This window comes from Woronichinia naegeliana WA131, from assembly GCA_025370055.1.
Lineage (GTDB): Bacteria > Cyanobacteriota > Cyanobacteriia > Cyanobacteriales > Microcystaceae > Woronichinia > Woronichinia naegeliana.
The window spans coordinates 5,049,121-5,072,666 of sequence record CP073041.1 but is presented as its reverse complement, the minus strand read 5'-3'; the positions used below and the strand labels follow the sequence as shown (position 1 = coordinate 5,072,666).

Here is a 23,546-nt window from a genome sequence, read left to right as displayed (position 1 = left end):
TCTAAAATCATACAAGATTATCCCAGCGTTAGGATTAGTAAACTGAGCAAAAATGTCAATAAAATGTTAGTTGTTAACATTTTCTTTTATGGAATATTAAATATTTTAATGTATGCGATTTTTGATTGGTTAAATAAAATTTTTGCCGAGCTTCTCTTGCAGACTGTAATTTTTGCAACCCTTACTATAATCTTGATTTTGAATCAATCTACATTGCTTGTTAATAATCAATTTAACTCTACGAAGGAAGCGATTAAATCTACCGATGAATCTATTGAAACTATTAATGGATTCCTCGGAGGTCTGAATCTCAATACTTTTCCCCCGATAAGAAGTCTTGTCAAATTTTCACTGGATTTTTATAGCTTACTTTATACTACCATCCACCGTGAGATTTTAGATGTATGCAGCAAAATTGCCATGATAGCTTATAATGGAACTCACACTGATGATACAGATAGGTATGAGTAAAGCGGATTGGCAAATACGACAAAAAATTGGCCAATTAATTGTTGTTCGAGCTTCAGGCTTTTTGTTTGATCACCAAATTCGTTATCCAGTCTGGGAACCCCTCAATGCCCAGCTAAGAGATTGGTTAGAAACCTTAAATTTGGGTGGGGTGATTCTTTTGGGAGGAAGTGCTGCCGAATTAGCCCAACGCACTCAACAGTTACAGTCCTGGTCTAGTAATCCGCTTTTAATTGCTGCTGATATTGAGGAAGGGGTAGGTCAACGTTTTGCCGGAGCGACCTGGTTCCCGCCACCCTATATTTTGGGCGCGATCGCTGCACAGAATTTAGATTTGGCTAAGGACTATGCCCGACGTATGGGGGAAGTGACCGCTCAAGAAGCCTTAGCTCTGGGTATTAATTGGGTTTTAGCACCGATCGCCGATGTGAATAATAATCCCGATAATCCGGTGATCAATATTCGGGCCTTTGGCGATCGCCCGGCCATAGTCAGTGCCTTAGTCACAGCTTTTATTGAAGGAGCAAAACAATATTCAGTTTTAACAACGGCGAAACATTTTCCAGGTCATGGCGATACGGCCACCGATTCCCATTTGCATCTTCCAGTGCTTTCCCATTCCCCTGAACGTTTGGCTGCGGTAGAGTTACCACCTTTTCAATCGGCGATCGCTGCTGGTGTGGATACGGTGATGACCGCCCATCTTCAGATTCCGGCTTGGGATCGAGAAAATCCGGCTACCCTTTCGGCGGCAATTTTGACGGGACAATTGCGAGAAAATTTGGGTTTTGAAGGGTTGATTGTCACTGACGCGCTAATTATGGGGGGTGTTACTCAGATTGCTAGTCCTGGGGAAGTGGCAGTCCGAGCTTTAGAAGCAGGAGCCGATATTTTACTGATGCCCCCAGATCCGGTGGAAACCATTGAGGCGGTGTGGGCCGCTGTGGAATCAGGACGTTTAACAGAAGCCAGAATTGAGCAATCAGTTCACCGCATTCAACAGGCTAAGAACCATTTAGCGATCGCTTCAGTGACTCCCCATCCTCTCAAGGTTGCTCAACCAGCATCCAGACAAACGGTTCAGGAGATCATTAAATCGGGTCTGCAAACGGGAGGCATTTTACCTTTAGCCCTGGAAACGGCGATCGCTAAGCGCAATCTGATCATTGTCGATGATTTATTAAATTGCGATTTTTTAGACCGAGCCTGTCCGAGTGTGACGATTCCCCAAGTCTTTGGTTATCAACGACAATTGTTAGATCAAAGTAGCCTGGGCCAAGTCAGCTTGGCAGCCTTGCCGACGTTGTTGCAGGTTTTTGTGCGCGGTAATCCCTTTCGAGGTACCGCCGGATTAACACCAGAAGCCGAACATTTTTATCAAACTATTTTTCAGGCGAATTGGTTGCAAGGCCTAATTCTCTACGGTAGTCCCTACGTTCTAGAGTGGTTCCGTTCCCAATTGTCTCCTGACTTTCCCTGGGTATTTAGTTATGGTCAGATGCCCCAGAGTCAGGCGATCGCTTGTCAGCAGTTATTAGGAAGCTCAGAGCAAACCACCGAATTAGAGGGCAAGGATTTTGTCTAGTGGCATCCAATTTTTAGAGAGACACGTATGATCAATAGTTAGTCTTCAGAATTGGAGTTGCTCAGACATTATGGTTCCCCAACTTGCTTCTCTTCGAGCCAAATCGCCTCCCCAACCCCAGCAAAAATTGGCGGCTAAACTATTTCATGGTTTAAACCTAGTTAGTCTCACCTTAATGATCACCAGTGGCTTGCAAATTTATAATGCCAATCCAGTCTTTGGGGGTCGAGAAGGATTAACTATTCCGGTTATTTTTACCCTCGGCGGTTGGTTAGCCGGAGGACGACATTGGCATTTTGCAGCCATGTGGTTATTTTCCCTGAATTTGCTCAGTTATGGCCTTTATATTGTCATCACTCAACGTTGGAAAAACCGCTTTGTGGGCAGCAATGATCTAACTGCTTTACAAAAAAGTCGGAATATTAAACGCAAAAATTATGCCTGGCATCGATTAGCCTATACCTTAATAGTTCCCCTCCTCTTACTCTCCATTTTGACGGGTTTGGGAATGTATAAACCGGCTCAACTTGACTGGATTGTTAGCTTTTTTGGAAGTTGGCAAGCCTTACGTGTGGTTCATTTCCTGGCAGTTCCTATATTGGTCATTTTTACGGTAATTCATACCATTTTAGGGCTACAAGTCGGCGGTGTTCGGTTAATTAAATCCATGTTTGTTTAGGGCTACCAATATGTCTCAGTTTGATCCGCCTCAAATTTATCTGCCTCGTCGTCGTTTTTTGCAAGTATCGGGTCTTTCTGGTTTGGGTTTATTGCTGGGGGGCTGTGGTATCAGTTTGTGGGATGATCTCGCTCAAAAGGCCACTGAACCCTTGAATGAAACGGTGGAAGCTTGGTTATTAAATCCCCAAAAATTAGTTCCCGAATTTCCGAGCAGTGCGATTGAGCCAGAAGCCTTAATTGTTAATACTTTTGACTTTACGCCACAAATTGATCCCTATCGTTTTCGTCTGCTCATAGACGGTGAGGTTAGCCATCCGTTAAGTCTTAGTCTTGCCGATATTGAAGCGATGCCTTTAACTACTATGACTATTCGCCATATTTGTGTGGAAGGTTGGTCAGCGATCGTGCAGTGGGGCGGAGTAAAATTGCGAGATTTATTTGCCCTGGTTCAACCTTCAGCCAAGGTGAAATATGTGTATTTTAAATCCGCCGATGGCTATTATGAAAGTTGGGATTTAGCCTCTGCATTACATCCTCAAACCCTTTTAGCTTATCAGAAAAATGGTCTGGCTTTACCTGTCGAAAATGGTGCGCCGTTACGATTAGCTTCTCCCATCAAATTGGGCTATAAACAAAGTAAGTGGATCACTCAAGTTACCTTCCTTACTGAGAAACCTAAAATGTTAGGCTATTGGGAAGATCAAGGTTATGAGTGGTTTGCTGGACTTTAGCTGTAAAATCATGCCAATCTGTTTTTGTCAATTTCTCATTTTAGTCGGTAAACTTCATGAAGAAACGTCATTTTTTACAAGCCAGTGCTGCACTTTTAGGAACCGTCATTCTCTCCCAATTTCAAACTCGTCAAGATGAGGCGATCGCCGCTCCTGCACAAACCTTTGAAATTACCAAAACCGAGGCAGAATGGCGAAAGATTCTTACCCCAGAGCAATTTCGGATTTTGAGACAAAAAGGGACAGAACGGGCTGGAACCAGTCCCCTGGATCGACAGGAAGGTAAGGGCATTTATCAATGTGTAGGCTGTCAATTACCACTTTTTTCTTCTTCAACCAAGTTTCATAGCGGCACGGGTTGGCCCAGTTTTTACGCACCTCTCAAAAATGCGATCGCTATTTCTGTGGATAATTCCTTTTTTATGACTAGAACAGAAGTCCATTGTCGTCGTTGCGGCGGCCATTTAGGTCATGTTTTTAATGATGGGCCACCTCCTACTGGTAAACGCTATTGCATGAATGGAGTTGCATTAAAATTTGTTCCAGCTTAGGACATTCTGGCAAAGAAAATATCATTATAAAGCCCCCTAAATCCCCCAATGCTGGGGGACTTGCTGGTATAAATTTTGTAAGAAATCGCCTTAGCTATTGACGGTCATTAACTATTTTCAAATCAGGAGTTTTTATGAATAAGCATTTTTCTCACTTTCCCCGTCTGTTGCTTGGACTGGGCTTAGGAACACTTGTTTTTTCTGGCATAGTTTGGGCTAGTAATAAAACGCTCAAGAATTTTCCTAACCCCAATACTGATAATCCTGTCGCCGTTACCAAAGGGCAAGAAACTGCGGTTTTAGCAGGTGGTTGTTTTTGGGGCATGGAAGCTGTTTTTGAACATTTAAAAGGGGTCTCTGAGGTGGTTTCTGGTTTTGCTGGCGGAACATCAGCAACGGCCTCCTATGAGCGGGTTAGTTCTGGTGACACTGGCCATGCCGAAGTTATCAAAATTACCTATGATCCGAGCCAAATTTCCTATGGTCAACTGTTGAAAGTTTATTTTTCCGTAGCTCATGATCCAACCCAATTAAATCGTCAGGGGCCAGATACCGGCACTCAATACCGATCCGCCATCTTTTTTGAAAATGATCAACAGAAAAAAGTTGCCCAAGCCTATATCAAACAACTCAATCAGGAAAAGATTTTTTCCGCCCCGATTGTCACCACGTTAGTGCCTTTGCAAGGTTTTTATGACGCGGAAGATTATCACCAGAATTTTATCCAGCACAATCCGACCTATACCTACGTGGTTGTCCATGATCTGCCCAAATTAGCCCAGCTTAAACAACAGTTTCCTCGTCTTTATAAGCAATAGTTGAGAAGTTTTAGAGCAGTTTTAGAGCAATTTTTCTAAGCCATAAACTAAACTTTTTAACTCCGTAACTTTGCGAATGCCTAATAAAACCCCTGGCATATAACAGGCGCGATCGCTGGTGTCATGACGAAGAGTATAGATCTGTCCTGGCGCACCAAAAATAATTTCCTGATGGGCCAGTAAACCAGGTAAACGCACACTATGAATGGGAATATTGTCTGGCCCCAAACCGCCCCTGGCTCCAGCCAGAGTTTCCTTTTCTGACACCAAAGGTGGATTAAAAGCTTTACCCAATTCTGCTAACATTTCAGCAGTTTTAATGGCCGTTCCACTGGGGGCATCGGCTTTTTGATTGTGGTGTAATTCAATAATTTCCACATGGTCAAAATATTGAGCCGCTTGAATGGCTGCTTGCTGCATCAATAAAACTCCGATCGCAAAATTAGGGGCAATTAAGCAACCCGTACTGGCCTTGTCAGCAAAATCAGCTAACTCTTCAATTTGAGCCGCACTTAACCCCGTTGTTCCCACCACTGGCCGCACTCCATAGGCGATCGCTGATCGGACATTTTCATACACTGCATTAGGATGGGTAAAATCCACCATGACCCCCTGAACTTTTTCCTGGGTCGCTAGGACTAAAACACTCTGAAGATCATCTAATACAGGGACATCTAGGGGAGCAATGCCAACGATCTCACCAATATCCTGACCTCTTAATAAGGGATTAGCATCCACCGCTCCGACTAAGACCATATCCTTGGCGTTAGCAACGGCTTTGATAACTTCTCGACCCATCTTACCAGCAGCACCATTGACAACGACGGGGATTAACGGTTTATTGGTCATAATGAATAAATTGTCCTAAACAAACGAATCTCTGTATTTTACAGAAAAATTCTCACGATTGAGGTTTAATTTTTAAGGCGATCGCTTTTCCCCACTCGATCTGCAATGTTAATCAGAAAATTTTACCGACTACATCTTTCCTGGTCTGATCTGACTTGTGTAGAATGGAGACAGCGACAATTTAATTTTGCAGTTCCTTGGTTCCTCTTCCCAGCAATATTATTTTTTGTCTTAAATAACCGGCTGAATGTGGGTTAATAGTTGATAGTTAATAATGAATAGTTGTTAAAGTTGAAATGCGATCGCCTTTTACGAACTATTAGACCTCTTGCAAATTTTAAAAAGTCCCCCTTTTTAAGGCTTCGGCCGTGAGCTCAGCCGAACGGGGGATTTAGGGGGATCAAACGCTATTGGGCATCACCGATGAGAATAAAAGGCGACCAAAAGTAAGGTTTAGGATTTTCTTTAATTTGGCTGAGTTTGGCTTTTTGCATGGCTTCACTTTTCGTCATTCCTTTTTGTAGGTTTTGATAGAATTGAGTCATTATTTCGGCACTGGTATTATCTTCTGCATTCCAAAGACTGGCGATCGCGGATTTAGCTCCTGCTCTTTCTAAAACGTAGGCGAGTCCAGAGATTTCCTGTCCGTTGGCGTTGGCTTCTTTGGCGGTTTGGCAAGCACTTAGGGTGATTAATTCGGTATTTTTGAGTCCTAAAAGAGCGGCATCAGCGATGTTATATTGTTGGTTATTGGCGAAGAGGATGGTGTTAGCTTGCATTTTTAAGTTAGGGCAACCTGCTAACTCGAAACAGCCGTGAGTACCGAGGTGGAGAATGGAAAAACGAGAAGCTTGGGTTTTGAAGGTGTCGAGGGTGGCTCTTTCACCTAGATAGGTTTCGCTTTGGGGAAAGATTTTGAGCAGGTTTTCGGCTTCTTTTTCTGTGCCTTTGAGTTCTTGATTGGTGGGTTTGGGATTAGCTAGGGCTAAGGCACGATTGGGTTGTAGATTATTAGATGGAATAAAATTTAAAAATATTACTATTCCCAGTGATAAACTAAACACAATTAATCCTGAAATAATTCCAAATTTACGAATTGCGAAAACAACTGCAATACAAATGAAAATAACAAGAGTTCCAAAAATGATGTAATCAAGAATAATTGGTGAAAAAATAGTATTTTTTAGGGAGCGATAGGTAGAAATACGAGTGAGGTAGGAAATGGGATATTTTTGCAGGAGATATTGATTGGTTTTGGAATCGTAGAGGCTTTCAAAGGGAATATAACGCAGGCGATTGGTGGCGATAATGGCTAAGTTTTTAGGGGAATTGCTTTTGATTTGCTGTTCGATGGGACGAATTAAAATGTCGTAGAGTTGGCTACTGGTGTCGAGATAATCTGAATTTAGACGATCTGCAAGTTGGTTGCGATATTGGTTAACCAGTTGGTTAAAGTCTTTGGGGAGGGGGATTTGGGTGACGGTGATGCTGTCGCGGGTGAGGCGGAAGAGGGCGACGGTGTTGGGGACGTTTGTGGTGTCTGTAAGCAGGATAGGGTGGAGGAGGATGGTGTTGGGAGGGATGGATTTTTGGAGTTGGGCGATGTCGGTGGGTTTGGTTTCTAGTAGGTCGGCGAGTTCGGGGTATTGATTGATGAGGGGTTCGCGTTGTTGGTTGATTTTTTGTTCGAGTTCTCGATATTGCTTGGATTTGGGTTCTGAGAAGTTTTTTTGGAGGTCTTGGTATAGGTTTTCGAGTTGTAGGTTTTGGGCGTTCCAGTTATCAAGTGCTTTTTGGGCTTCGGGGTTGGCAACTTTGGCGTTGATGAGGAGGTTGTAGTTGGCGAGGTTGAAGGTGGTGAAGCGGTTTGCCCATTGGTAGGCTTTTTCGGGTTGGTTTTGGCGGATCAGGAGGTCAATAAGGGCGATCGCTGTTCCTCTGTTAGCTTGGATAAAGGCTGCTCGATTTTCTCTGGTTAATCCTCCCCGTAGGCTGAGGGTGATTTCTGCGGATGCTTCTAAGTTAGTAATTGCTTTAACGGTTTGATTAGTATCTCGATAAACACGTCCAATATTACTGAGGGTCGTGGCTTCCATCCTGCGATAGCCCACTTCGCGTAAAATCGGCAAGGCTTGACTATGGAATTTCAACGCCTCCTCTGCTTTGCCGATATCAGTGTAAACCGACCCAATATTATTGAGAGTTGTGGCTTCTCCTCCGCGGTCACCCACTTCTCGTCTAATTGGCAAGGCTTGGTTATAGTATTGCAACGCTTTCTCTGGTTTGCCGATATCATTGTAAACAACCCCAAGATTACTGAGAGTCGCGGCTTCTCCACGGCGATCGCCCACTTCGCGTAAAATCGGCAAGGCTTGATTAAAGAATTTCAACGCTTCCTTCGGTTTACCTATGTTAGGATAGACTGCTCCAATATTAGCGAGAGTCGTTGCTTCTCCTCCGCGATCACCCACTTCCCGTCTAATTGGCAAGGCTTGGTTATGGTATTTCAACGCTTCCTCTGGTTTGCCTATGTTATTGTAAACTGCTCCAATACTAGAGAGAGTTCCGGCTTCTATTGTGCGATCGCCCACTTCGCGTAAAATCGGCAAGGCTTGGTTATAGTATTTCAACGCCTCCTCTGGTTTGCTGATACCAGCGTAAACTCCTCCAATATTATTGAGAGTAGTGCCTTCTCCAAGGCGATCGCCCACTTCGCGTGAAATCTGCAAGGCTTGATTATAGTATTTCAACGCTTTCTCTGGTTTGCCGATACCATTGTAAACTCCTCCAATATTAGAGAGAGTCGTGGATTCGCCACTGCGATCGCCCACTTCGCGTTTAATTAGCAAGGCTTGATTATAGTATTTCAACGCTTCCTCTGGTTTGCCGATACCAGCGTAAACAAGTCCAATATTATTGAGAGTAATGGCTTCTCCACCGCGATCACCCACTTCGCGTGAAATTGTCAAGGCTTGGTTATAGTATTTCAACGCCTCCTTTGGTTTGCCGATACCATCGTGAACTCCTCCAATATTATCGAGAGTCGTGGCTTCTAATCTGCGATCGCCCACTTCGCGTGAAATCGTCAAGGCTTGGTTATAGAATTTCAACGCTTCCTCTGGTTTGCCGGTACCATCGTAAACTCCTCCAATATTATTGAGAATCGTGGCTTCTCCTCCGCGATCTTTGAGTTCTCGAAAAATCGGCAAGACTTGGTTATAGTATTTCAACGCCTCCTGTGGTTTGCCTATGTCCCGATAAACTGCTCCAATATTAGCGAGAGTCCTGGCTTCCCCACCGCGATTGCCCACTTCGCGTGAAATCGGCAAGGCTTGATTAAAGAATTTCAACGCTTCCTCTGGTTTCCCTATACCCCGATAAACAAGTCCAATATTATTGAGAGTCGTGGCTTCTCCTCTGCGATCGCCCACTTCGCGTCTAATTGGCAAGACTTGGTTATAGTATTTCAACGCTTCCTCTGGCTTGCCTATATCATCGTAAACAGCCCCAATATTACTGAGAGTAGTGGCTTCTCCAAAGCGATCGCCCACTTCGCGTGAAATCGGCAACGCTTGGTTATAGTATTGCAACGCTTCCTCTGGTTTGCCGATCCCATCGTAAACTTCTCCAATATTATAGAGAGTCATGGCTTCTAATCTGCGATAGCCCACTTCTCGTGAAATCGGCAAGGCTTGGTTATAGTATTTCAACGCCTCCTCTGGTTTGCCGATCCCATCGTAAACTTCTCCAATATTATTGAGAGTTGTGGCTTCTCCAACGCGATCTTTGAGTTCTTGAAAAATTAATAATGCTTGATTAAATTGACCCAAAGCAGGTTGATACTGCCCAATACTTTCGTAATTAAATCCCAATCCTAAGTGAGCAAAGGCTTCATTTTTTTTATCCCCTTTTTGCTGACTTAACTTCAACACTTGCTGCAAAATTTCGATCGCCTGTCGCGGTTTTCCCGTTTGATTATATTGCACTGCCTGTTGTATCAGGGTTTCGATATCTTCACTTTGCGCCATTACTGAAGGCATCAGAGAAAATCCTCTCTCGTTCACTATCGGTAAAATTGTCCCTGCCAATAGCAAAAAGCAAAATAAAGAATCTGACTTTTCCCGTTAAGTGCGGATTGCAAGCTGCCAGCCTTGGCAAAGGTCATGCAACTTCAACCAACCGCGCCAAAGGACTTGGATACCGAGAGGAGTTTTACGACGATGTTCAAGATAACCACCAAGAAAAGCAACAGACTCGACAGCCCAAGCAACAGTCAAAATAGGGGGAAGTTTTTGAGAGGCGGCTGCTTTTAACACCTGAAGTTGAAGAGGATTAAGAATTTCAATCGCGAGAGCATCGGGCTGGGTACGATGAAGATAAGTAGGGCTTGCTGAAAAAAGCTGAAACCTTTACGGAGAAAAATAGTAGGCGAATTAAGAACCGCTAGAATGCACGAAAATAGGGTAGAATGCCTCAAAACCATTGCATTAAGAAGAGAGAAAGCAGATGTACCGAAAGCAACAGTACTCAATTGAAACACCAGAAAACTTGAAAAATCTGTTCGGCGGGCAGTTAGACGAAGAAAATCGTTGGATAGAAATGTCAAAAATGATTCCCTGGGAAGAATATGAGGAAGAATATGCAAAAAACTTCACAGAAAAAAAAGGAGCCCCAGCCAAATCATTTAGAATGGCATTAGGAGCATTAATTATCAAAGAAATTTCAGGAAAAAGTGACAGAGAAACAGTAGAACAAATAAAAGAGAACCCTTATTTACAGTACTTTATAGGAATGGAAAGCTATAGTAGCAAAGAAGCATTTAATGCGTCAATGATGGTTCATTTTCGTAAAAAAATAGGAATGGAATTAATAAATAAAATTAATAAAGAAATAGAAAAAAAGCGACGGGTGTAGCGTCAGAAAAAAAAGAAAATGAAGGAAAGTTATTGTTAGAGGGTGTGACCTTTAGTTGATGAAGGAAAAGAAAAGTGTTAACATGAGATGAAAAGTGACAAAGAGGAAACAATGATGACAGCAAAACTAATTAATGTAGAGGGTTCAAAGATAAAAATAGAACTAACATTAGAACTCAGTCGTTCAATGTTGGATACAGAAATAAATATTCAAAAAGGCTTAAACGAAGTAGGTTGCATCGCCAGCAAAGAAGCCTTGAAATATTTAGATACAGATGGTTCACCCTTAAAAATCGGTGAAGAAATCTGGAAGAGTAAGGGAGAGCAACCGAAAGAATATCAAACACCTTATGGTGAGGTTATAGTGAATCGTCATGTATATCAGCGTTCACCTTTGAGGAAAAACGTATTGCCCCTTAGAAAGAGAAGCAAGGATAATCATAACATCAACGCCATTATTGGCAAAACAGGTATCCTCAAAAATGTCAGGGATGGCAGGCAAAGAGGTGAAAAATGATTTATTAGAAAATCATGGTAGAAAAGTAGCGCTATCCTATATCCAAAGATTGAGTGAAGCAGTAGGAAGTGTGGTACAGGCAAAAGAAGAAGCGTGGAGTTATGCCCCGCCCAAGGAGGATATACTGAACACGGTCACAAGTTGCGAATTTAAAAAATAAGAGATAATATAGTAAAAATAGAAAAAGTAGTCAAGAGGCTGAGAAATGATTAAGTTAGAATTTACGGAAGAAGACAAAAGACTGTTGTCTTACGGTCGGTTTAATCACCCGCATCCTAGAGTACAGCTAAAGATGGAAGTTTTATGGTTAAAAAGTCAGGGATTATCTCATCAAAAAATTGCTCAATTCGCAGGAGTTTCAGTAAATACGGTGACAAGCTATATCCGTGATTATCAAGAGGGCGGGATAGAAAAACTAAAAGAAATAAAATTTAATCGCCCGAAAAGCGAGTTAACAGAGCATCAAGGGACAATTGAGGCATATTTTGAGTCAAATCCACCAGCAAGAATAAATGAAGCAGTAAAAAGAATAGAAGAATTAACGGGAATAAAAAGAAGTCCAACGCAAGTCAGAAAATTTTTAAAGTCAATAGGAATGAGGTGTCTAAAGGTGGGAACAATTCCATCAAAAGCAGATGTAGAAGCTCAGGATAGCTATAGAGAAAAAGAGCTAGAACCAAGGCTAGAAGAGGCAAAAGCAGGAAAAAGGGCAGTTTTCTTTGTAGATGCCTCTCATTTTGTAATGGGAGCATTTGTAAATTTTATATGGTGCTTCAAGAGGATTTTTATTAAGTCACCATCAGGGAGAAAACGTTTTAATGTGTTAGGAGCATTAAATGCAATTACCCATGAAGTAATTATGGTAACGAACAGTTCTTATATTACGGGAACTCAGGTTTGTGAACTCCTAGAAAAGATAGCAGAATTAGGACTATTAATACCGATTACGTTGGTATTAGACAATGCTCGTTATCAAAAATGCCGAATTGTGCAGGAGTTGGCAGAATCATTAGGAATAGAGTTACTGTACTTACCTCCTTATTCTCCTAACTTGAATTTAATTGAAAGACTGTGGAAGTTTGTGAAGAAGAAGTGTTTATACGCAAAATATTATGAAGATTTTACGCAGTTTTCTGCAGCAATTTCAGGATGTCTTGAAGATGCTAACGTAAAATATAAGGAGGAGCTTGATTCTTTGCTCACCTTACGATTTCAACGCTTTGATAAATCTCAGATTATGAACGTTTGAAGTATAGCCAAATTGCAACAGCGGGAATAGGATTAGATGGAACCTGTATGCTGATGTGTGAGGATGGCTACCGTGAAGCAATGGTGGGAACCGTTTCCCTATACGATAGTGAAGGCGAACGTCAACATACAATCTATCTAGGGTCTGCTGAAAAAGTCCACAAAACGAACCTAGATGCCACAGGACGCGAAAAATGGTGACTTCAGAGAGTTGTTTCCAATTTCAACCCCCAGTTTTCCAACGACGTGCATGGGCTTTGAATCATTAAGGGATAACGTTGATCGAGGTTTTGCCCGTATCCCCTGCACTTCAAAATAATTAATCTCAAATAGCAAAAAACTCCAGTATCCTAGAAGGTATCTTACGCCAACCAAATACTCGGAGTTTTTGTGCCTGACCAACTCAATATCGGTCAAAAATCTAATGTTCCCATTGTATCTTTTATTCATCAAGATGGATATACATTCTTAGAATCCCTCTCTGAAAAAGATAAGCCTTGGGATAAGCATCGGAAAAATGCCGACATCATCTCTAATTAGGGCTTGCTGAAAAAGTCAAAAAACGAAAGAAATGTGGGTTAGGGAAGTATGGACTGAAAAAGCATAGATAACTTATCCTTATGGAAACAAATCAAAATACAGATTTTGTTTAATCTATTGTTCCTTTCTGTCTAAAAAGGTCAACACAAATCACTCCTCACAAAAGAGAGGAAAATTAACACCATTTTTCACAAGAAAAACGACTCTACAACTTTTTACTTTTTGTCTTCTGAAGTAGAGTAGAAAGATTCATTACCAAAAAGTTCATCGCAATTACCGTTTCCGAGGTCTCAGGTAGTTTGGCCATCACTCGACCAAGACTAAATTTCCTCTTTCCCTGTCCGAATTTACCCTCAATGGCATTACGCACTCTTTCATCTGAGCGTGCCTCTTTCTTTTTTTCTTTGCTCACCTCTTTCGGCGGTCTTCCCAATCGGGGACCACTCATTCTTATATCCCTTTCTTTACAATAAGCTCGATTCGCTTTTGTTCGATAGATTTTATCCACATGAACCGATTCCGGATAACATCCTGTTTCCCTTTTATATTCTTCTATTCGCGCTTGTAAATCTCCCGATTCGTTGTAATTATCCCAACTTAATTTGTCTAAGAAGACAAAGCCATTCACATTACTTGCCGATATTTTAGCTCCAAACTCTACTGCTTTTCCCGCTTTTCCACGCACTATTGGACGCACGTGAGGTTGGCTTACACTCACAATTCTGTTTTCTACTTTATTTGTCTTTTTTTCATACATTTCTAACTGTTGCTCATACACTTTTCCTATCGTTACAAGCTCTTCTTGCTCTTTTTTCGTTAGTTTTTCTAACTTTGCTCCCTCTTCTATCATTTTTTCTATATCAGACAAGTTTCTTTTTATATATCCTAGTTGTTTTTTTGTTCCTTTTCTTCTTTCTTTTTTTGACACACGACGTTTTTTTGCTATGGCTAAGTACTCTTTTCTTGCCACTTCCCTATAAGTCCTCGGCTTTTCTTTCCTTTTCTCTTTTATTTCTTCATACAGCTTATCTATTATTTTTTCTGTTTTTTCTCTGGCATCATTCAATATTCCTATATCCGTTGGATATTTTATATCTGCTGGTGTACAAGTCGCATCTAACAATAACTTTCCTTCATTTTCTTTTTTTTCTGACGCTACACCCGTCGCTTTTTTTTCTATTTCTTTATTAATTTTATTTATTAATTCCATTCCTATTTTTTTACGAAAATGAACCATCATTGACGCATTAAATGCTTCTTTGCTACTATAGCTTTCCATTCCTATAAAGTACTGTAAATAAGGGTTCTCTTTTATTTGTTCTACTGTTTCTCTGTCACTTTTTCCTGAAATTTCTTTGATAATTAATGCTCCTAATGCCATTCTAAATGATTTGGCTGGGGCTCCTTTTTTTTCTGTGAAGTTTTTTGCATATTCTTCCTCATATTCTTCCCAGGGAATCATTTTTGACATTTCTATCCAACGATTTTCTTCGTCTAACTGCCCGCCGAACAGATTTTTCAAGTTTTCTGGTGTTTCAATTGAGTACTGTTGCTTTCGGTACATCTGCTTTCTCTCTTCTTAATGCAATGGTTTTGAGGCATTCTACCCTATTTTCGTGCATTCTAGCGGTTCTTAATTCGCCTACTATTTTTCTCCGTAAAGGTTTCAGCTTTTTTCAGCAAGCCCTAATTATTACAAGCAAGGGGGAATGGATTCTCACGCCGAGAGGGTTTCCCTTTGCTCTCAATTACTAGAATTCAAACTGGTTCCCGATAATAAGACAGGTCAACAGAGGTTAAAGTTGGCTTCTGCTAAATTCTGTCGGGTTCGCCATTGTCCGATCTGTCAGTGGAGACGATCGCTCCGTTGGAAGGCAAAAGCCTACGAGAATCTACCAAAGGTAGTTACTGATTATCCTGATGGGCGTTGGATTTTTCTGACGTTGACCATGAAAAATTGTGAGTTGACCGATTTAAGAGAGACATTGCATCATCTTAATCAGTCTTTTAGACGGTTAACCCAGTTGAAGGCATTCCCTGGGATAGGTTGGATAAAGTCGGTTGAGATTACAAGGGGACGCGATGGGCAATCAGCACATCCTCATCTCCATTGTCTAATCCTGTTGAAGGATAGCTATTACAAGGAAGATTATCTATCCAAGACTGATTGGATCGCTTTATGGAAGCAATGCCTTCGAGTTGATTATTCTCCAATTCTGGACGTAAAAGCTGTTCAGGCTGAAAGTTCACCAGTGGGGTTGATTGCGGAAATCTTAAAGTACCAGTGCAAGGAAAGTGACCTTGTGGCTGATTGTGATTGGTTTTTGGAGTATGTTAAACAGGTACATGGTACAAGAGCAGTCGGGGTTGGCGGTGTTCTTCGGGACTATTTCAGAGAATTAGAAGAGGAGCCAGAGGATTTAATTGGCCATGATGAGGAATCAACGGAAGAGACTGAAGGCCCGTCTCTCTATTTTCGATGGAATAGGAAAATCAAAAAATATGTCATGGTTACGGCGACCGCGATAGGGATTGTCTGTAAGATTCCCGAAAAGGGATATGACGACACCACCTAACACCACTAAAACATGACTCTTTCTATACTCTAAACGGCTAAAAAATGGACTTATAAAAAAGGACTAAAATCCATTGCTAATAAGGCTTTTAGCCATTTTGAAAAAGTTAAGTTCTAACCCGTTCAGAGTATAACACTGGCTTTATCCATGTATTTCATGGATAATTTTTGCTATACTTTACCATGTATTACATGACATTTTCCATTACTTATGATAATGATGGTGTAACATAGTCAATATAGGAGAAAGAAAATGCCTAGAGGTGGTAAGCGTGTTGGCGCAGGAGGAAAGTTTAAGTGGAATCACGGGAAAACAAGAGTTATCAGGGTTCCCGATTCACTCGCTAATGATATTTTGGAGTTCGCTAGGCGATTAGACGCAAGCGACTATGATTGTGTTACAGAGACAAAAATCATTGATTTGTCAGGGGTGTCAGTTTTCACAAAGAATGGCAAGTCCTGTATATTTCTCAGTGATCTACTATTTTTGGGTTATGAGATTAAGCCAGATAAATTAACGGAAAGAATTATCTCTGAAGCTTATAAAGACCAGTTAATCAAAGGAATTTAGAGTATGAACACTAGAATTAAGACTATAGAGCGCAAAATTGAGGGAATTGCCATATATCAGCGAGAAACAGATGGATATGTCAATGCAACCCAGATATGTAAGGCACATCTGGAGATAACGGGAGAGAGAAAAGATACGTCCAATTGGCTACAAACAAAAATGGCACAGTCCGCCATCAATAAGCTTTCTCTCGTTACAGGAATTCCTGTAACGGAATTAATAGAGGTAAAGCAAGGTGGCAAATATCAGGGGACATGGATACATCCCCGTCTTGCTGTTCGTTTTACGATGTGGGTCAACGATGATTTTTCTTTGTTCGTAGAAGACTGGATTCATTCTTGGTTGGGTTCTGGCTATACTCCTGCTCAGATGGAAGCAGATATAGACAGGATTGCTATGCGTGATAAATTGAAAAATTCTAGCAGGACAGCACTGACAGATCAGGTAAAGTCGTTTTTAGAGGCATCCAACCAATACAACCCACGTTCTAAAGAAACAGGGATATTCTTTGGACGAGTCCACAACGAAGTCAATCTTGTTCTTACAGGAGAGAAGGCTTCTGACATGAGGCAAAGGCTGGAGTCTTCTTTAGGTAAGCCTGTTAGTGAAAATGAATTACTTCGTGATTATTTTCCTATTACTGATTTGGCTGATTATGCTGCGATTTGTCAGACAGCAGCAAACAACATAGAAAACGGGATGCACCCCATAAACGCCATAAAAATGGCCGCCAAGCAAGTTTTGCCTCCGAACCATGTTCCAAATCCAATTGACTTTACTGAAAAAATAAGTTTTGCAAGGTATCGCTTAGAGCAAGCTAGACGAGGACGGTTCTATCTTGAAGATGAAAAATAATAAATAATCAAGTAATACATGGATAGTGCTATCCTTTCGGTAATCAATCCTCTGACTTTCATGTATTACTCGGTATGACCCGCATTCGTGGTGACAACGGTAAATTTATTCAAAAGTCTAATGAGCTTCGTCCTGTCAGAAGCATTCGGGCGACAGATTCAACATGGGAAATGCTAGGAAATATAGCCGACAAACAGCGTATTACAAGGGCAGATTTGATTGAACATTTTGCATTAAACCATGTATTACATGAGAGTTTGGAAAAAGAAAACGAGAAACTGAAAGACGAGATGGCAGTATTGCGACTTCAGCTATCGGACATGGAGGGTAAGACTTCTTTCTCTAATCATGGAAATCCTCAACAACTAGATATGTTTTCAGGTATTAAGCAACTTGATCGTGATCTGCTACATCAGCTTCGAGATCGGGTTCTTGGGATGAAGATTTTGTCGGTTGGGGAACAATCCAAGTATTACAAGGAGACCGTAAAGGTGCTTAATAAGTTTATTAGCCTCCTGTTGAAAGAACTCTAGCCTTTTGCCATGTCTCTTTGATGCGGATCGAGACCTGTTTAAGTAGTTCGTTTCTCGTAGTCAAGGGAGTGTTGTAGTGAAGTCCTAGACCTTCAAAAGTCTATTCTGGTAGTCGCCAAGCTCTGTACTTCCCCCGATATGTCGGTTGGAAAACTCATTCAGGAATCTGCGATAATCAGGACAATACGCTCTGGTGGAGACCAACGTAGGAACCGACATAGAGCCTCCATAGTCCGTAGCCACTCGGCAGGAGGCTTGTCAATATTTGCTTCTTTACCGCCAAATTTACACCGCATTTGGCGGCCTTTAGCGCGTCAGCGCGACTAGAAAGATTAGAAAGAGAAATTGAGCGAGCGAAAAACCGTTATCCAGAGGCAACATTGGTCGGGATAGCAGACGGGGCAGAATCAAATTGGAAGTTTTTAGAAAAGCAAACGGAAGAACAGATATTAGATTTCTATCATGCCTCTGGTTACTTAGGTGCCTTGGCAGAAGCGTTGCATCCGAATACAGTGTCAAAACAAAAAGAATGGTTGACTGAAAATTGTCGAGAACTCAAGCATGAAAAAGGAAAAGCAGGAGAACTGCTAAATCTGATGAAAGAAGTCAAAGAAGAAAAAAGTCATTCTAAGAATCTTACCGAGAAACTACAAGCGGCGATTACTTATTACGAGAATCATCAGCATCAAATGGATTATGCTGAATACTTAGAGAAAAAGTATCCGATTGGTTCAGGTGTTACGGAAGCAGCTTGTAAGACGTTGGTCAAACAACGATTATGTTCAGCAATTCCAAATTCAAATGGTATAAATAGAGACAGAAAAACTTTGACCTATAGGAAGTTATGAATAAAGAGAAAAGTGTCTACTGATTTTGCAGAGAGAAAGATGGAAGTAAACGACCTAAGTTTTGACGGAATCGTTCACTGTTTAAACGAGGTCATTGGGAAGATAGATGACCCCCGTTCGGTTAGTAATGCAACGAAATATAGTCTAAGAGAGGCGATACTGGGGGCATTTGCCGCCTTTTTTATGCAAAATGAGTCATTTTTAGAGTACCAACGTCAGCTTAACAGCCGTTGTGGGCGAGATAATGCTCAGAGGTTGTTTGGACTAGAAAAAATACCAACAGTAGAACAGATTCGCAACATTGTGGATGGGGTAGCAGCGAGTAGTCTATTCCCTTTGTTTGGGTTAATTTACCAAGCATTGAGGAGCATGGGATTCTTGAAGGGTGCGACCTTTAGTTGATAAAAGCTGTTGTAATCAGGGTTCTACAGGGAACCCATATTGATCAAGTTTTGCCCAAAATTGACTCCATCGTTCCTTGGTCAATACCAAAGCTCGTAGGCTCAAAATAATTCCTGCTCCTTTTTCCTTCCATCGCATCTCTGAACAACATAATCGTTGTTTGACCAACGTCTTACAAGCTGCTTCCGTAACACCTGAACCAATCGGATACTTTTTCTCTAACTGGACAGTGGGAAGTTTATGGATGCCAGATAAGGTAATGACTATGCGACGAAAGTAAGCATATCAGGGCTTGAGGAAGAGGCAAGTTTAGCGGTAAGGAATTTAGGCAAAAGCAGACTGGGTGGACTTTGAGGAAAAATCATTTGGGCTTGATGTTGAAGGGCTAGTTGAGCAATCCGTTCACTAGGGTAGCCATGGGATGGTAATGTCCGAAACCATCGAGGAAAATTAGCCCAAATCCCCTGGGGTAACTCTAAGGCGAGAATTTGAAGTAGCCCTAAAGCAATGGCATTAAGGTTAACAAAACGCTCAAAGGCTTCTACCTTGTTTAAAATCTGAGTCTGAACAGCTTGTGGATAGTCACTGAGGATAAGATTGCTGGGCCAGGTAGGTAAAGTAGGAAGACTCTTAAGCCAAAAACGATAGGCAAAGCTGCCCAAAAGATGGACTAATTGACGAAAAGTGACTTCAATCTTAAATCGGAGACCGTAAGCGGCAATAATCTCAGGTCCAGTCAAACAGAGATCAGTAGAAAGCAGAATCAGTCGTCGTCCGTTAGGCAATTGGGTCAGAACAAACTTGACGAGCTGATGGGGACTATCCCAGTGGAACTCAAAGCACTGATAAGAAACCGTGACTTGTTGACCATAGAGCCAGACTTTAGCTGTCGGAAAGTCCGCCGCCAGAGCGAACAGCTTTTCTAGTTTTATCGAACTCCCCCAAATCCGTGGTCGTCCTCTCCCCGTCAGCGTCGGCACGGAACAAAAGGGGGCATAGGCGACGGTGGAGCAACGCACTCTTGTGATTAGATGCAAGGCGTTCTGGCGAAAACTTTTGAGCACTGGTTCGCAAGCAAAATAAGCATCCAAAATTACATAACTCCCTGCCTCTGCGTAAGTAACACAAAGGTCAGCCATTTTTGTCACCAGGCTCGTCTTCACCTTTTTTTTGCCTTTTCCCTCCCCCTTCTCGGTTGCTTTGGACTTGATGCCATCGTCTAGCCGCAACACTAAGGGCAAGGCAAAGCAGGCTTTCCCTACTCCCACCAAAATACTCAAGGCATTGAAGTAATGACCCCTTATCCACTCTGGCTTGGACACATCTTCCGATTCTTGGTGTAGTCGTTTTACACCTGGCATCTTGCGTCCTTCTTTCCCCACTTTGATGCCATCACCCACATACACCCGTTTCCCTTTAATTCTGTATAGACTTTCATGCTGACTTAGCCACTTTGACCATTGTAAAGTTAGTCCTTCGACCCTAAACGCCTTGGAATCAAACCAATGTAGAGCCTGATTGTAGTAGCTCTCTGTTCAGCCAATGGCATTGACATAGCTAGTTATTGCGCTGGGTTGGCTGTTGAGCACTACTCCCCAGACTAACAGGATAAACCATTGGAACGTTGCTTCTCGGCTAAAGGCTGGACGGAGATTATTGAGGATTTGCTCTAGTCGCTGACATAGTTGCATAATTGATAGATAGCACTGGCTATCGATTTTCTTATATCAGCCAGTTTCGGACATAACGGCACTCTTTTGTATCGGATGTCCGATTTTCTTTTCTCCACTTACACGCCTCGAGAACTTCCCACTGTCCAGTCTCTAAGTATTCAGCATAATCCATTTGATGCTGATGATTCTCGTAATAAGTAATCGCCGCTTGTAGTTTCTCGGTAAGATTCTTAGAATGACTTTTTTCTTCTTTGACTTCTTTCATCAGATTTAGCAGTTCTCCTGCTTTTCCTTTTTCATGCTTGAGTTCTCGACAATTTTCAGTCAACCATTCTTTTTGTTTTGACACTGTATTCGGATGCAACGCTTCTGCCAAGGCACCTAAGTAACCAGAGGCATGATAGAAATCTAATATCTGTTCTTCCGTTTGCTTTTCTAAAAACTTCCAATTTGATTCTGCCCCGTCTGCTATCCCGACCAATGTTGCCTCTGGATAACGTTTTTTCGCTCGCTCAATTTCTCTTTCTAATCTTTCTAGAAAACTCTTTTTTCCATACTCTGGTGCCGCACCTAGATAGATTGTAGGTTGACGTTCGCCTTCACTATCGTATAGGGAAACGGTTCCCACCATTGCTTCACGGTAGCCATCCTCACACATCAGCATACAGGTTCCATCTAATCCTATTCCCACTGTTGCAATTTGGCTATCCTCCTTGGGCGGGGCATAACTCCACGCTTCTTCTTTTGCCTGTACCACACTTCCTACTGCTTCACTCAATCTTTGGATATAGGATAGCGCTACTTTTCTACCATGATTTTCTAATAAATCATTTTTCACCTCTTTGCCTGCCATCCCTGACATTTTTGAGGATACCTGTTTTGCCAATAATGGCGTTGATGTTATGATTATCCTTGCTTCTCTTTCTAAGGGGCAATACGTTTTTCCTCAAAGGTGAACGCTGATATACATGACGATTCACTATAACCTCACCATAAGGTGTTTGATATTCTTTCGGTTGCTCTCCCTTACTCTTCCAGATTTCTTCACCGATTTTTAAGGGTGAACCATCTGTATCTAAATATTTCAAGGCTTCTTTGCTGGCGATGCAACCTACTTCGTTTAAGCCTTTTTGAATATTTATTTCTGTATCCAACATTGAACGACTGAGTTCTAATGTTAGTTCTATTTTTATCTTTGAACCCTCTACATTAATTAGTTTTGCTGTCATCATTGTTTCCTCTTTGTCACTTTTCATCTCATGTTAACACTTTTCTTTTCCTTCATCAACTAAAGGTCACACCCTTCTTGAAAGCCTATGAAATATTGAGGGGAAATCTTCTAGTAGCAATGGATGGGACAAATTACTACAGTTCGGAAAAAGTAAATTGTCCATGCTGTTCAACCAAAACGTCAAAACAGGGAAAAGTCACCTACTTCCATTACTGCATTATTGCCCGTGATTGTTTCCCCAGACCATGAATCAGTTTTTTCCTTACCCCCTGAATTTATTACCCCTCAAGACGGTTCTGAAAAGCAAGATTGTGAGCAAAATGCGGCGAAACGTTGGATAAGTAACCATGCTAGTTTGTTTGCGGGACAGAAGATAACTCTGCTAGGGGATGACTTGTACAGTCGTCAGCCCACTTGTCAGCACTGTCTCGACCACGATTTCAACTTTATCTTCGTCTGTTTACCGACTTCTCATCCCACACTCTATGAATGGTTAAACTATTTAGAAGCTAATGGAGAAGTCAAAACCACTCAACACCGACGTTGGAATGGGAAGTATTTCGAGATTTGGCACTGCCGTTATCTCAATCAGATTCCCCTGCGAGACCAACAGCCTGCTTTGTTGGTTAACTGGTGTGAGCTAAAAATCCACCGCGAATCCGATGCTCAACTTCTTTATCACAATAGTTGGATTACCAATCATTTTCTCACCCCTCACATCGTTCTTGATGTCTGTCGTGCTGGACGGACTCGTTGGCGTACTGAGAACGAGAATCACAATATTCTCAAAAATCGAGGCTATCACTTAGAGCATAATTTTGGGCATGGTAAACAACACCTCGCCTCTGTTTTGCTTACCCTGAATTTGCTGGCTTTTCTCTTGCACACGGTTTTAGGTTTGGTTGATGAACGTTACCAGAGAATTCGCGTCCAACGCGGCACTCGTAAGGGATTCTTTCAAGATATTCTCTCTTTGACCAAATATCTGTTCTTTGAAAGCTGGCATCATCTTTTAGATTTTATGCTTGATGACTCAGTTTCTCTCGCTGTCTCGAATTCTTCCTAGTTGATTAATTGGCAATTTTCATAGCAAAACCCTTGCCAGTAAATACATCGAGCCTTTTGTATCTTTGACTACATTCTGAATTTGGAATTGCTGGATTATGTTGTTCAGGGATGCGATGGAAGGAAAAAGGAGCAGGAATTATTTTGAGCCTACGAGCTTTGGTATTGACCAAGGAACGATGGAGTCAATTTTGGGCAAAACTTGATCAATATGGGTTCCCTGTAGAACCCTGATTACAACAGCTTTTATCAACTAAAGGTCGCACCCTTGTTAGATGCGACTTGTACACCAGCAGATATAAAATATCCAACGGATATAGGAATATTGAATGATGCCAGAGAAAAAACAGAAAAAATAATAGATAAGCTGTATGAAGAAATAAAAGAGAAAAGGAAAGAAAAGCCGAGGACTTATAGGGAAGTGGCAAGAAAAGAGTACTTAGCCATAGCAAAAAAACGTCGTGTGTCAAAAAAAGAAAGAAGAAAAGGAACAAAAAAACAACTAGGATATATAAAAAGAAACTTGTCTGATATAGAAAAAATGATAGAAGAGGGAGCAAAGTTAGAAAAACTAACGAAAAAAGAGCAAGAAGAGCTTGTAACGATAGGAAAAGTGTATGAGCAACAGTTAGAAATGTATGAAAAAAAGACAAATAAAGTAGAAAACAGAATTGTGAGTGTAAGCCAACCTCACGTGCGTCCAATAGTGCGTGGAAAAGCGGGAAAAGCAGTAGAGTTTGGAGCTAAAATATCGGCAAGTAATGTGAATGGCTTTGTCTTCTTAGACAAATTAAGTTGGGATAATTAGGGCTTGCTGAAAAAGTCAAAAAACGAAAGAAATGTGGGTTAGGGAAGTATGGACTGAAAAAGCATAGATAACTTATCCTTATGG

At 41.5% G+C, this 23,546-nt stretch carries 23 protein-coding genes and 6 pseudogenes; 20 read left to right on the top strand and 9 right to left on the bottom strand.

Features of this window, described 5'->3' with window-relative positions; genetic code table 11:
• The first annotated feature begins 63 nt into the window (after positions 1 to 63).
• The 6 genes from KA717_25340 to msrA all read left to right on the top strand — a co-directional run bounded on the left by KA717_25340 (position 64) and on the right by msrA (position 4,834).
• On the top strand, positions 64 to 471 hold the full coding sequence (locus KA717_25340; GenBank protein ID UXE59218.1) for a hypothetical protein: 408 nt from the start codon (positions 64 to 66) through the stop codon (positions 469 to 471).
• Positions 449 to 2,053 carry a beta-glucosidase gene (locus KA717_25335; GenBank protein ID UXE59217.1) on the top strand — a complete coding sequence of 535 codons (1,605 nt, stop codon included), beginning with the start codon at positions 449 to 451 and terminating at the stop codon, positions 2,051 to 2,053. The genes KA717_25340 and KA717_25335 overlap by 23 nt, the downstream gene beginning before the upstream one ends.
• A gap of 70 nt (positions 2,054 to 2,123) precedes the next feature.
• Positions 2,124 to 2,732 carry a cytochrome b/b6 domain-containing protein gene (locus KA717_25330; protein UXE59216.1) on the top strand — a complete coding sequence of 203 codons (609 nt, stop codon included), beginning with the start codon at positions 2,124 to 2,126 and terminating at the stop codon, positions 2,730 to 2,732.
• Positions 2,733 to 2,742: 10 nt separating this feature from the next.
• On the top strand, positions 2,743 to 3,465 hold the full coding sequence (locus KA717_25325) for a molybdopterin-dependent oxidoreductase (GenBank protein UXE59215.1): 723 nt from the start codon (positions 2,743 to 2,745) through the stop codon (positions 3,463 to 3,465).
• A 56-nt stretch (positions 3,466 to 3,521) separates the two neighbouring features.
• Entirely contained in the window at positions 3,522 to 4,016 is a 495-nt protein-coding gene (gene msrB, locus KA717_25320; protein UXE59214.1) for a peptide-methionine (R)-S-oxide reductase MsrB, read from the top strand.
• A gap of 134 nt (positions 4,017 to 4,150) precedes the next feature.
• Positions 4,151 to 4,834 carry a peptide-methionine (S)-S-oxide reductase MsrA gene (gene msrA / locus KA717_25315; protein ID UXE59213.1) on the top strand — a complete coding sequence of 228 codons (684 nt, stop codon included), beginning with the start codon at positions 4,151 to 4,153 and terminating at the stop codon, positions 4,832 to 4,834.
• 21 nt (positions 4,835 to 4,855) lie between these two features.
• On the opposite strand, the gene dapB is transcribed toward msrA, so the two are convergent.
• The 3 genes and pseudogenes from dapB to KA717_25300 form a co-directional block, all read right to left on the bottom strand.
• Positions 4,856 to 5,683 carry a 4-hydroxy-tetrahydrodipicolinate reductase gene (dapB, locus tag KA717_25310; GenBank protein ID UXE59212.1) on the bottom strand — a complete coding sequence of 276 codons (828 nt, stop codon included), beginning with the start codon at positions 5,681 to 5,683 and terminating at the stop codon, positions 4,856 to 4,858.
• A 407-nt stretch (positions 5,684 to 6,090) separates the two neighbouring features.
• Positions 6,091 to 9,723: a tetratricopeptide repeat protein gene (locus KA717_25305; protein ID UXE59211.1), complete on the bottom strand. Its 3,633-nt coding sequence runs from the start codon at positions 9,721 to 9,723 to the stop codon at positions 6,091 to 6,093.
• A gap of 84 nt (positions 9,724 to 9,807) precedes the next feature.
• Positions 9,808 to 10,065: pseudogene (locus tag KA717_25300) on the bottom strand (IS4 family transposase).
• Between the two features lie 124 nt (positions 10,066 to 10,189).
• Between KA717_25300 and KA717_25295 the strand changes: the two are divergent.
• From KA717_25295 to KA717_25275, 5 genes and pseudogenes are all read left to right on the top strand, one after another.
• A pseudogene (locus tag KA717_25295) lies at positions 10,190 to 10,594 on the top strand (transposase).
• A gap of 90 nt (positions 10,595 to 10,684) precedes the next feature.
• Entirely contained in the window at positions 10,685 to 11,113 is a 429-nt protein-coding gene (locus KA717_25290) for a hypothetical protein (GenBank protein ID UXE59210.1), read from the top strand.
• Positions 11,079 to 11,273 carry a hypothetical protein gene (locus KA717_25285; GenBank protein ID UXE59209.1) on the top strand — a complete coding sequence of 65 codons (195 nt, stop codon included), beginning with the start codon at positions 11,079 to 11,081 and terminating at the stop codon, positions 11,271 to 11,273. Before KA717_25290 ends, KA717_25285 begins: the two co-directional genes overlap by 35 nt.
• A 45-nt stretch (positions 11,274 to 11,318) precedes the next feature.
• Positions 11,319 to 12,362 (top strand): IS630 family transposase, encoded by a 1,044-nt coding sequence (locus tag KA717_25280; protein ID UXE59208.1) that lies wholly within the window; start codon positions 11,319 to 11,321, stop codon positions 12,360 to 12,362.
• The gene (locus KA717_25275; GenBank protein UXE59207.1) at positions 12,359 to 12,562 is read left to right on the top strand and encodes a hypothetical protein; all 204 of its coding nucleotides are present in this window, start codon (positions 12,359 to 12,361) and stop codon (positions 12,560 to 12,562) included. Before KA717_25280 ends, KA717_25275 begins: the two co-directional genes overlap by 4 nt.
• Before the next feature lie 565 nt (positions 12,563 to 13,127).
• Here the strand turns inward: KA717_25275 and KA717_25270 are convergent.
• Positions 13,128 to 14,465 (bottom strand): annotated as a pseudogene (locus KA717_25270) (IS5 family transposase).
• Positions 14,466 to 14,610: 145 nt separating this feature from the next.
• Between KA717_25270 and KA717_25265 the strand changes: the two are divergent.
• The 6 genes from KA717_25265 to KA717_25240 all read left to right on the top strand — a co-directional run bounded on the left by KA717_25265 (position 14,611) and on the right by KA717_25240 (position 18,685).
• Positions 14,611 to 15,477: a protein rep gene (locus KA717_25265; protein ID UXE59206.1), complete on the top strand. Its 867-nt coding sequence runs from the start codon at positions 14,611 to 14,613 to the stop codon at positions 15,475 to 15,477.
• A 252-nt stretch (positions 15,478 to 15,729) separates the two neighbouring features.
• Positions 15,730 to 16,047 (top strand): hypothetical protein, encoded by a 318-nt coding sequence (locus KA717_25260; protein UXE59205.1) that lies wholly within the window; start codon positions 15,730 to 15,732, stop codon positions 16,045 to 16,047.
• A gap of 3 nt (positions 16,048 to 16,050) precedes the next feature.
• A complete protein-coding gene (locus KA717_25255) occupies positions 16,051 to 16,902 on the top strand; it encodes a KilA-N domain-containing protein (GenBank protein UXE59204.1) in 852 nt (283 codons plus the stop codon).
• Between the two features lie 74 nt (positions 16,903 to 16,976).
• Positions 16,977 to 17,435: a hypothetical protein gene (locus KA717_25250; GenBank protein ID UXE59203.1), complete on the top strand. Its 459-nt coding sequence runs from the start codon at positions 16,977 to 16,979 to the stop codon at positions 17,433 to 17,435.
• Positions 17,436 to 17,731: 296 nt separating this feature from the next.
• Positions 17,732 to 18,283: a hypothetical protein gene (locus KA717_25245; GenBank protein UXE59202.1), complete on the top strand. Its 552-nt coding sequence runs from the start codon at positions 17,732 to 17,734 to the stop codon at positions 18,281 to 18,283.
• A 12-nt stretch (positions 18,284 to 18,295) separates the two neighbouring features.
• Complete coding sequence (locus tag KA717_25240) at positions 18,296 to 18,685, top strand: hypothetical protein (protein ID UXE59201.1); 390 nt, start codon at positions 18,296 to 18,298, stop codon at positions 18,683 to 18,685.
• A gap of 15 nt (positions 18,686 to 18,700) precedes the next feature.
• On the opposite strand, the pseudogene KA717_25235 reads toward KA717_25240, so the two are convergent.
• The 5 genes and pseudogenes from KA717_25235 to KA717_25215 all read right to left on the bottom strand — a co-directional run bounded on the left by KA717_25235 (position 18,701) and on the right by KA717_25215 (position 21,614).
• Positions 18,701 to 18,892, bottom strand: a pseudogene (locus tag KA717_25235) (ISKra4 family transposase).
• Between the two features lie 56 nt (positions 18,893 to 18,948).
• Positions 18,949 to 20,091, bottom strand: coding sequence for a transposase (locus KA717_25230; GenBank protein ID UXE59200.1), 1,143 nt, complete (start codon positions 20,089 to 20,091; stop codon positions 18,949 to 18,951).
• 129 nt (positions 20,092 to 20,220) lie between these two features.
• Entirely contained in the window at positions 20,221 to 20,376 is a 156-nt protein-coding gene (locus tag KA717_25225) for a hypothetical protein (GenBank protein UXE59199.1), read from the bottom strand.
• 31 nt (positions 20,377 to 20,407) lie between these two features.
• Complete coding sequence (locus KA717_25220; protein UXE59198.1) at positions 20,408 to 21,220, bottom strand: hypothetical protein; 813 nt, start codon at positions 21,218 to 21,220, stop codon at positions 20,408 to 20,410.
• Entirely contained in the window at positions 21,186 to 21,614 is a 429-nt protein-coding gene (locus tag KA717_25215) for a hypothetical protein (GenBank protein UXE59197.1), read from the bottom strand. Before KA717_25215 ends, KA717_25220 begins: the two co-directional genes overlap by 35 nt.
• 195 nt (positions 21,615 to 21,809) lie before the next feature.
• Here KA717_25215 and KA717_25210 point away from each other — a divergent pair, with 195 nt between their 5' ends.
• From KA717_25210 to KA717_25200, 3 genes and pseudogenes are all read left to right on the top strand, one after another.
• Positions 21,810 to 22,655: a hypothetical protein gene (locus KA717_25210; GenBank protein ID UXE59196.1), complete on the top strand. Its 846-nt coding sequence runs from the start codon at positions 21,810 to 21,812 to the stop codon at positions 22,653 to 22,655.
• Between the two features lie 95 nt (positions 22,656 to 22,750).
• Positions 22,751 to 22,888, top strand: a pseudogene (locus KA717_25205) (ISKra4 family transposase).
• Positions 22,889 to 22,922: 34 nt separating this feature from the next.
• Positions 22,923 to 23,494 (top strand): annotated as a pseudogene (locus KA717_25200) (IS5/IS1182 family transposase).
• The last annotated feature ends 52 nt before the right edge of the window (positions 23,495 to 23,546 follow it).

Bases quoted from the DNA above. Each gene is read 5' to 3' on its own strand.
- KA717_25225 (UXE59199.1), bottom strand. From the start codon at position 20,376: ATGCAACTATGTCAGCGACTAGAGCAAATCCTCAATAATCTCCGTCCA.
- KA717_25280 (UXE59208.1), top strand. From the start codon at position 11,319: ATGATTAAGTTAGAATTTACGGAAGAAGACAAAAGACTGTTGTCTTAC.
- KA717_25325 (UXE59215.1), top strand. From the start codon at position 2,743: ATGTCTCAGTTTGATCCGCCTCAAATTTATCTGCCTCGTCGTCGTTTT.
- KA717_25305 (UXE59211.1), bottom strand. From the start codon at position 9,723: ATGCCTTCAGTAATGGCGCAAAGTGAAGATATCGAAACCCTGATACAA.
- KA717_25250 (UXE59203.1), top strand. From the start codon at position 16,977: ATGACCCGCATTCGTGGTGACAACGGTAAATTTATTCAAAAGTCTAAT.
- KA717_25260 (UXE59205.1), top strand. From the start codon at position 15,730: ATGCCTAGAGGTGGTAAGCGTGTTGGCGCAGGAGGAAAGTTTAAGTGG.
- KA717_25255 (UXE59204.1), top strand. From the start codon at position 16,051: ATGAACACTAGAATTAAGACTATAGAGCGCAAAATTGAGGGAATTGCC.
- msrB (UXE59214.1), top strand. From the start codon at position 3,522: ATGAAGAAACGTCATTTTTTACAAGCCAGTGCTGCACTTTTAGGAACC.
- KA717_25340 (UXE59218.1), top strand. From the start codon at position 64: ATGTTAGTTGTTAACATTTTCTTTTATGGAATATTAAATATTTTAATG.
- KA717_25285 (UXE59209.1), top strand. From the start codon at position 11,079: ATGTCAGGGATGGCAGGCAAAGAGGTGAAAAATGATTTATTAGAAAAT.
- KA717_25335 (UXE59217.1), top strand. From the start codon at position 449: ATGATACAGATAGGTATGAGTAAAGCGGATTGGCAAATACGACAAAAA.
- dapB (UXE59212.1), bottom strand. From the start codon at position 5,683: ATGACCAATAAACCGTTAATCCCCGTCGTTGTCAATGGTGCTGCTGGT.
- KA717_25265 (UXE59206.1), top strand. From the start codon at position 14,611: ATGGATTCTCACGCCGAGAGGGTTTCCCTTTGCTCTCAATTACTAGAA.
- KA717_25290 (UXE59210.1), top strand. From the start codon at position 10,685: ATGAAAAGTGACAAAGAGGAAACAATGATGACAGCAAAACTAATTAAT.
- KA717_25220 (UXE59198.1), bottom strand. From the start codon at position 21,220: ATGTCAGGGATGGCAGGCAAAGAGGTGAAAAATGATTTATTAGAAAAT.
- msrA (UXE59213.1), top strand. From the start codon at position 4,151: ATGAATAAGCATTTTTCTCACTTTCCCCGTCTGTTGCTTGGACTGGGC.
- KA717_25215 (UXE59197.1), bottom strand. From the start codon at position 21,614: ATGAAAAGTGACAAAGAGGAAACAATGATGACAGCAAAACTAATTAAT.
- KA717_25330 (UXE59216.1), top strand. From the start codon at position 2,124: ATGGTTCCCCAACTTGCTTCTCTTCGAGCCAAATCGCCTCCCCAACCC.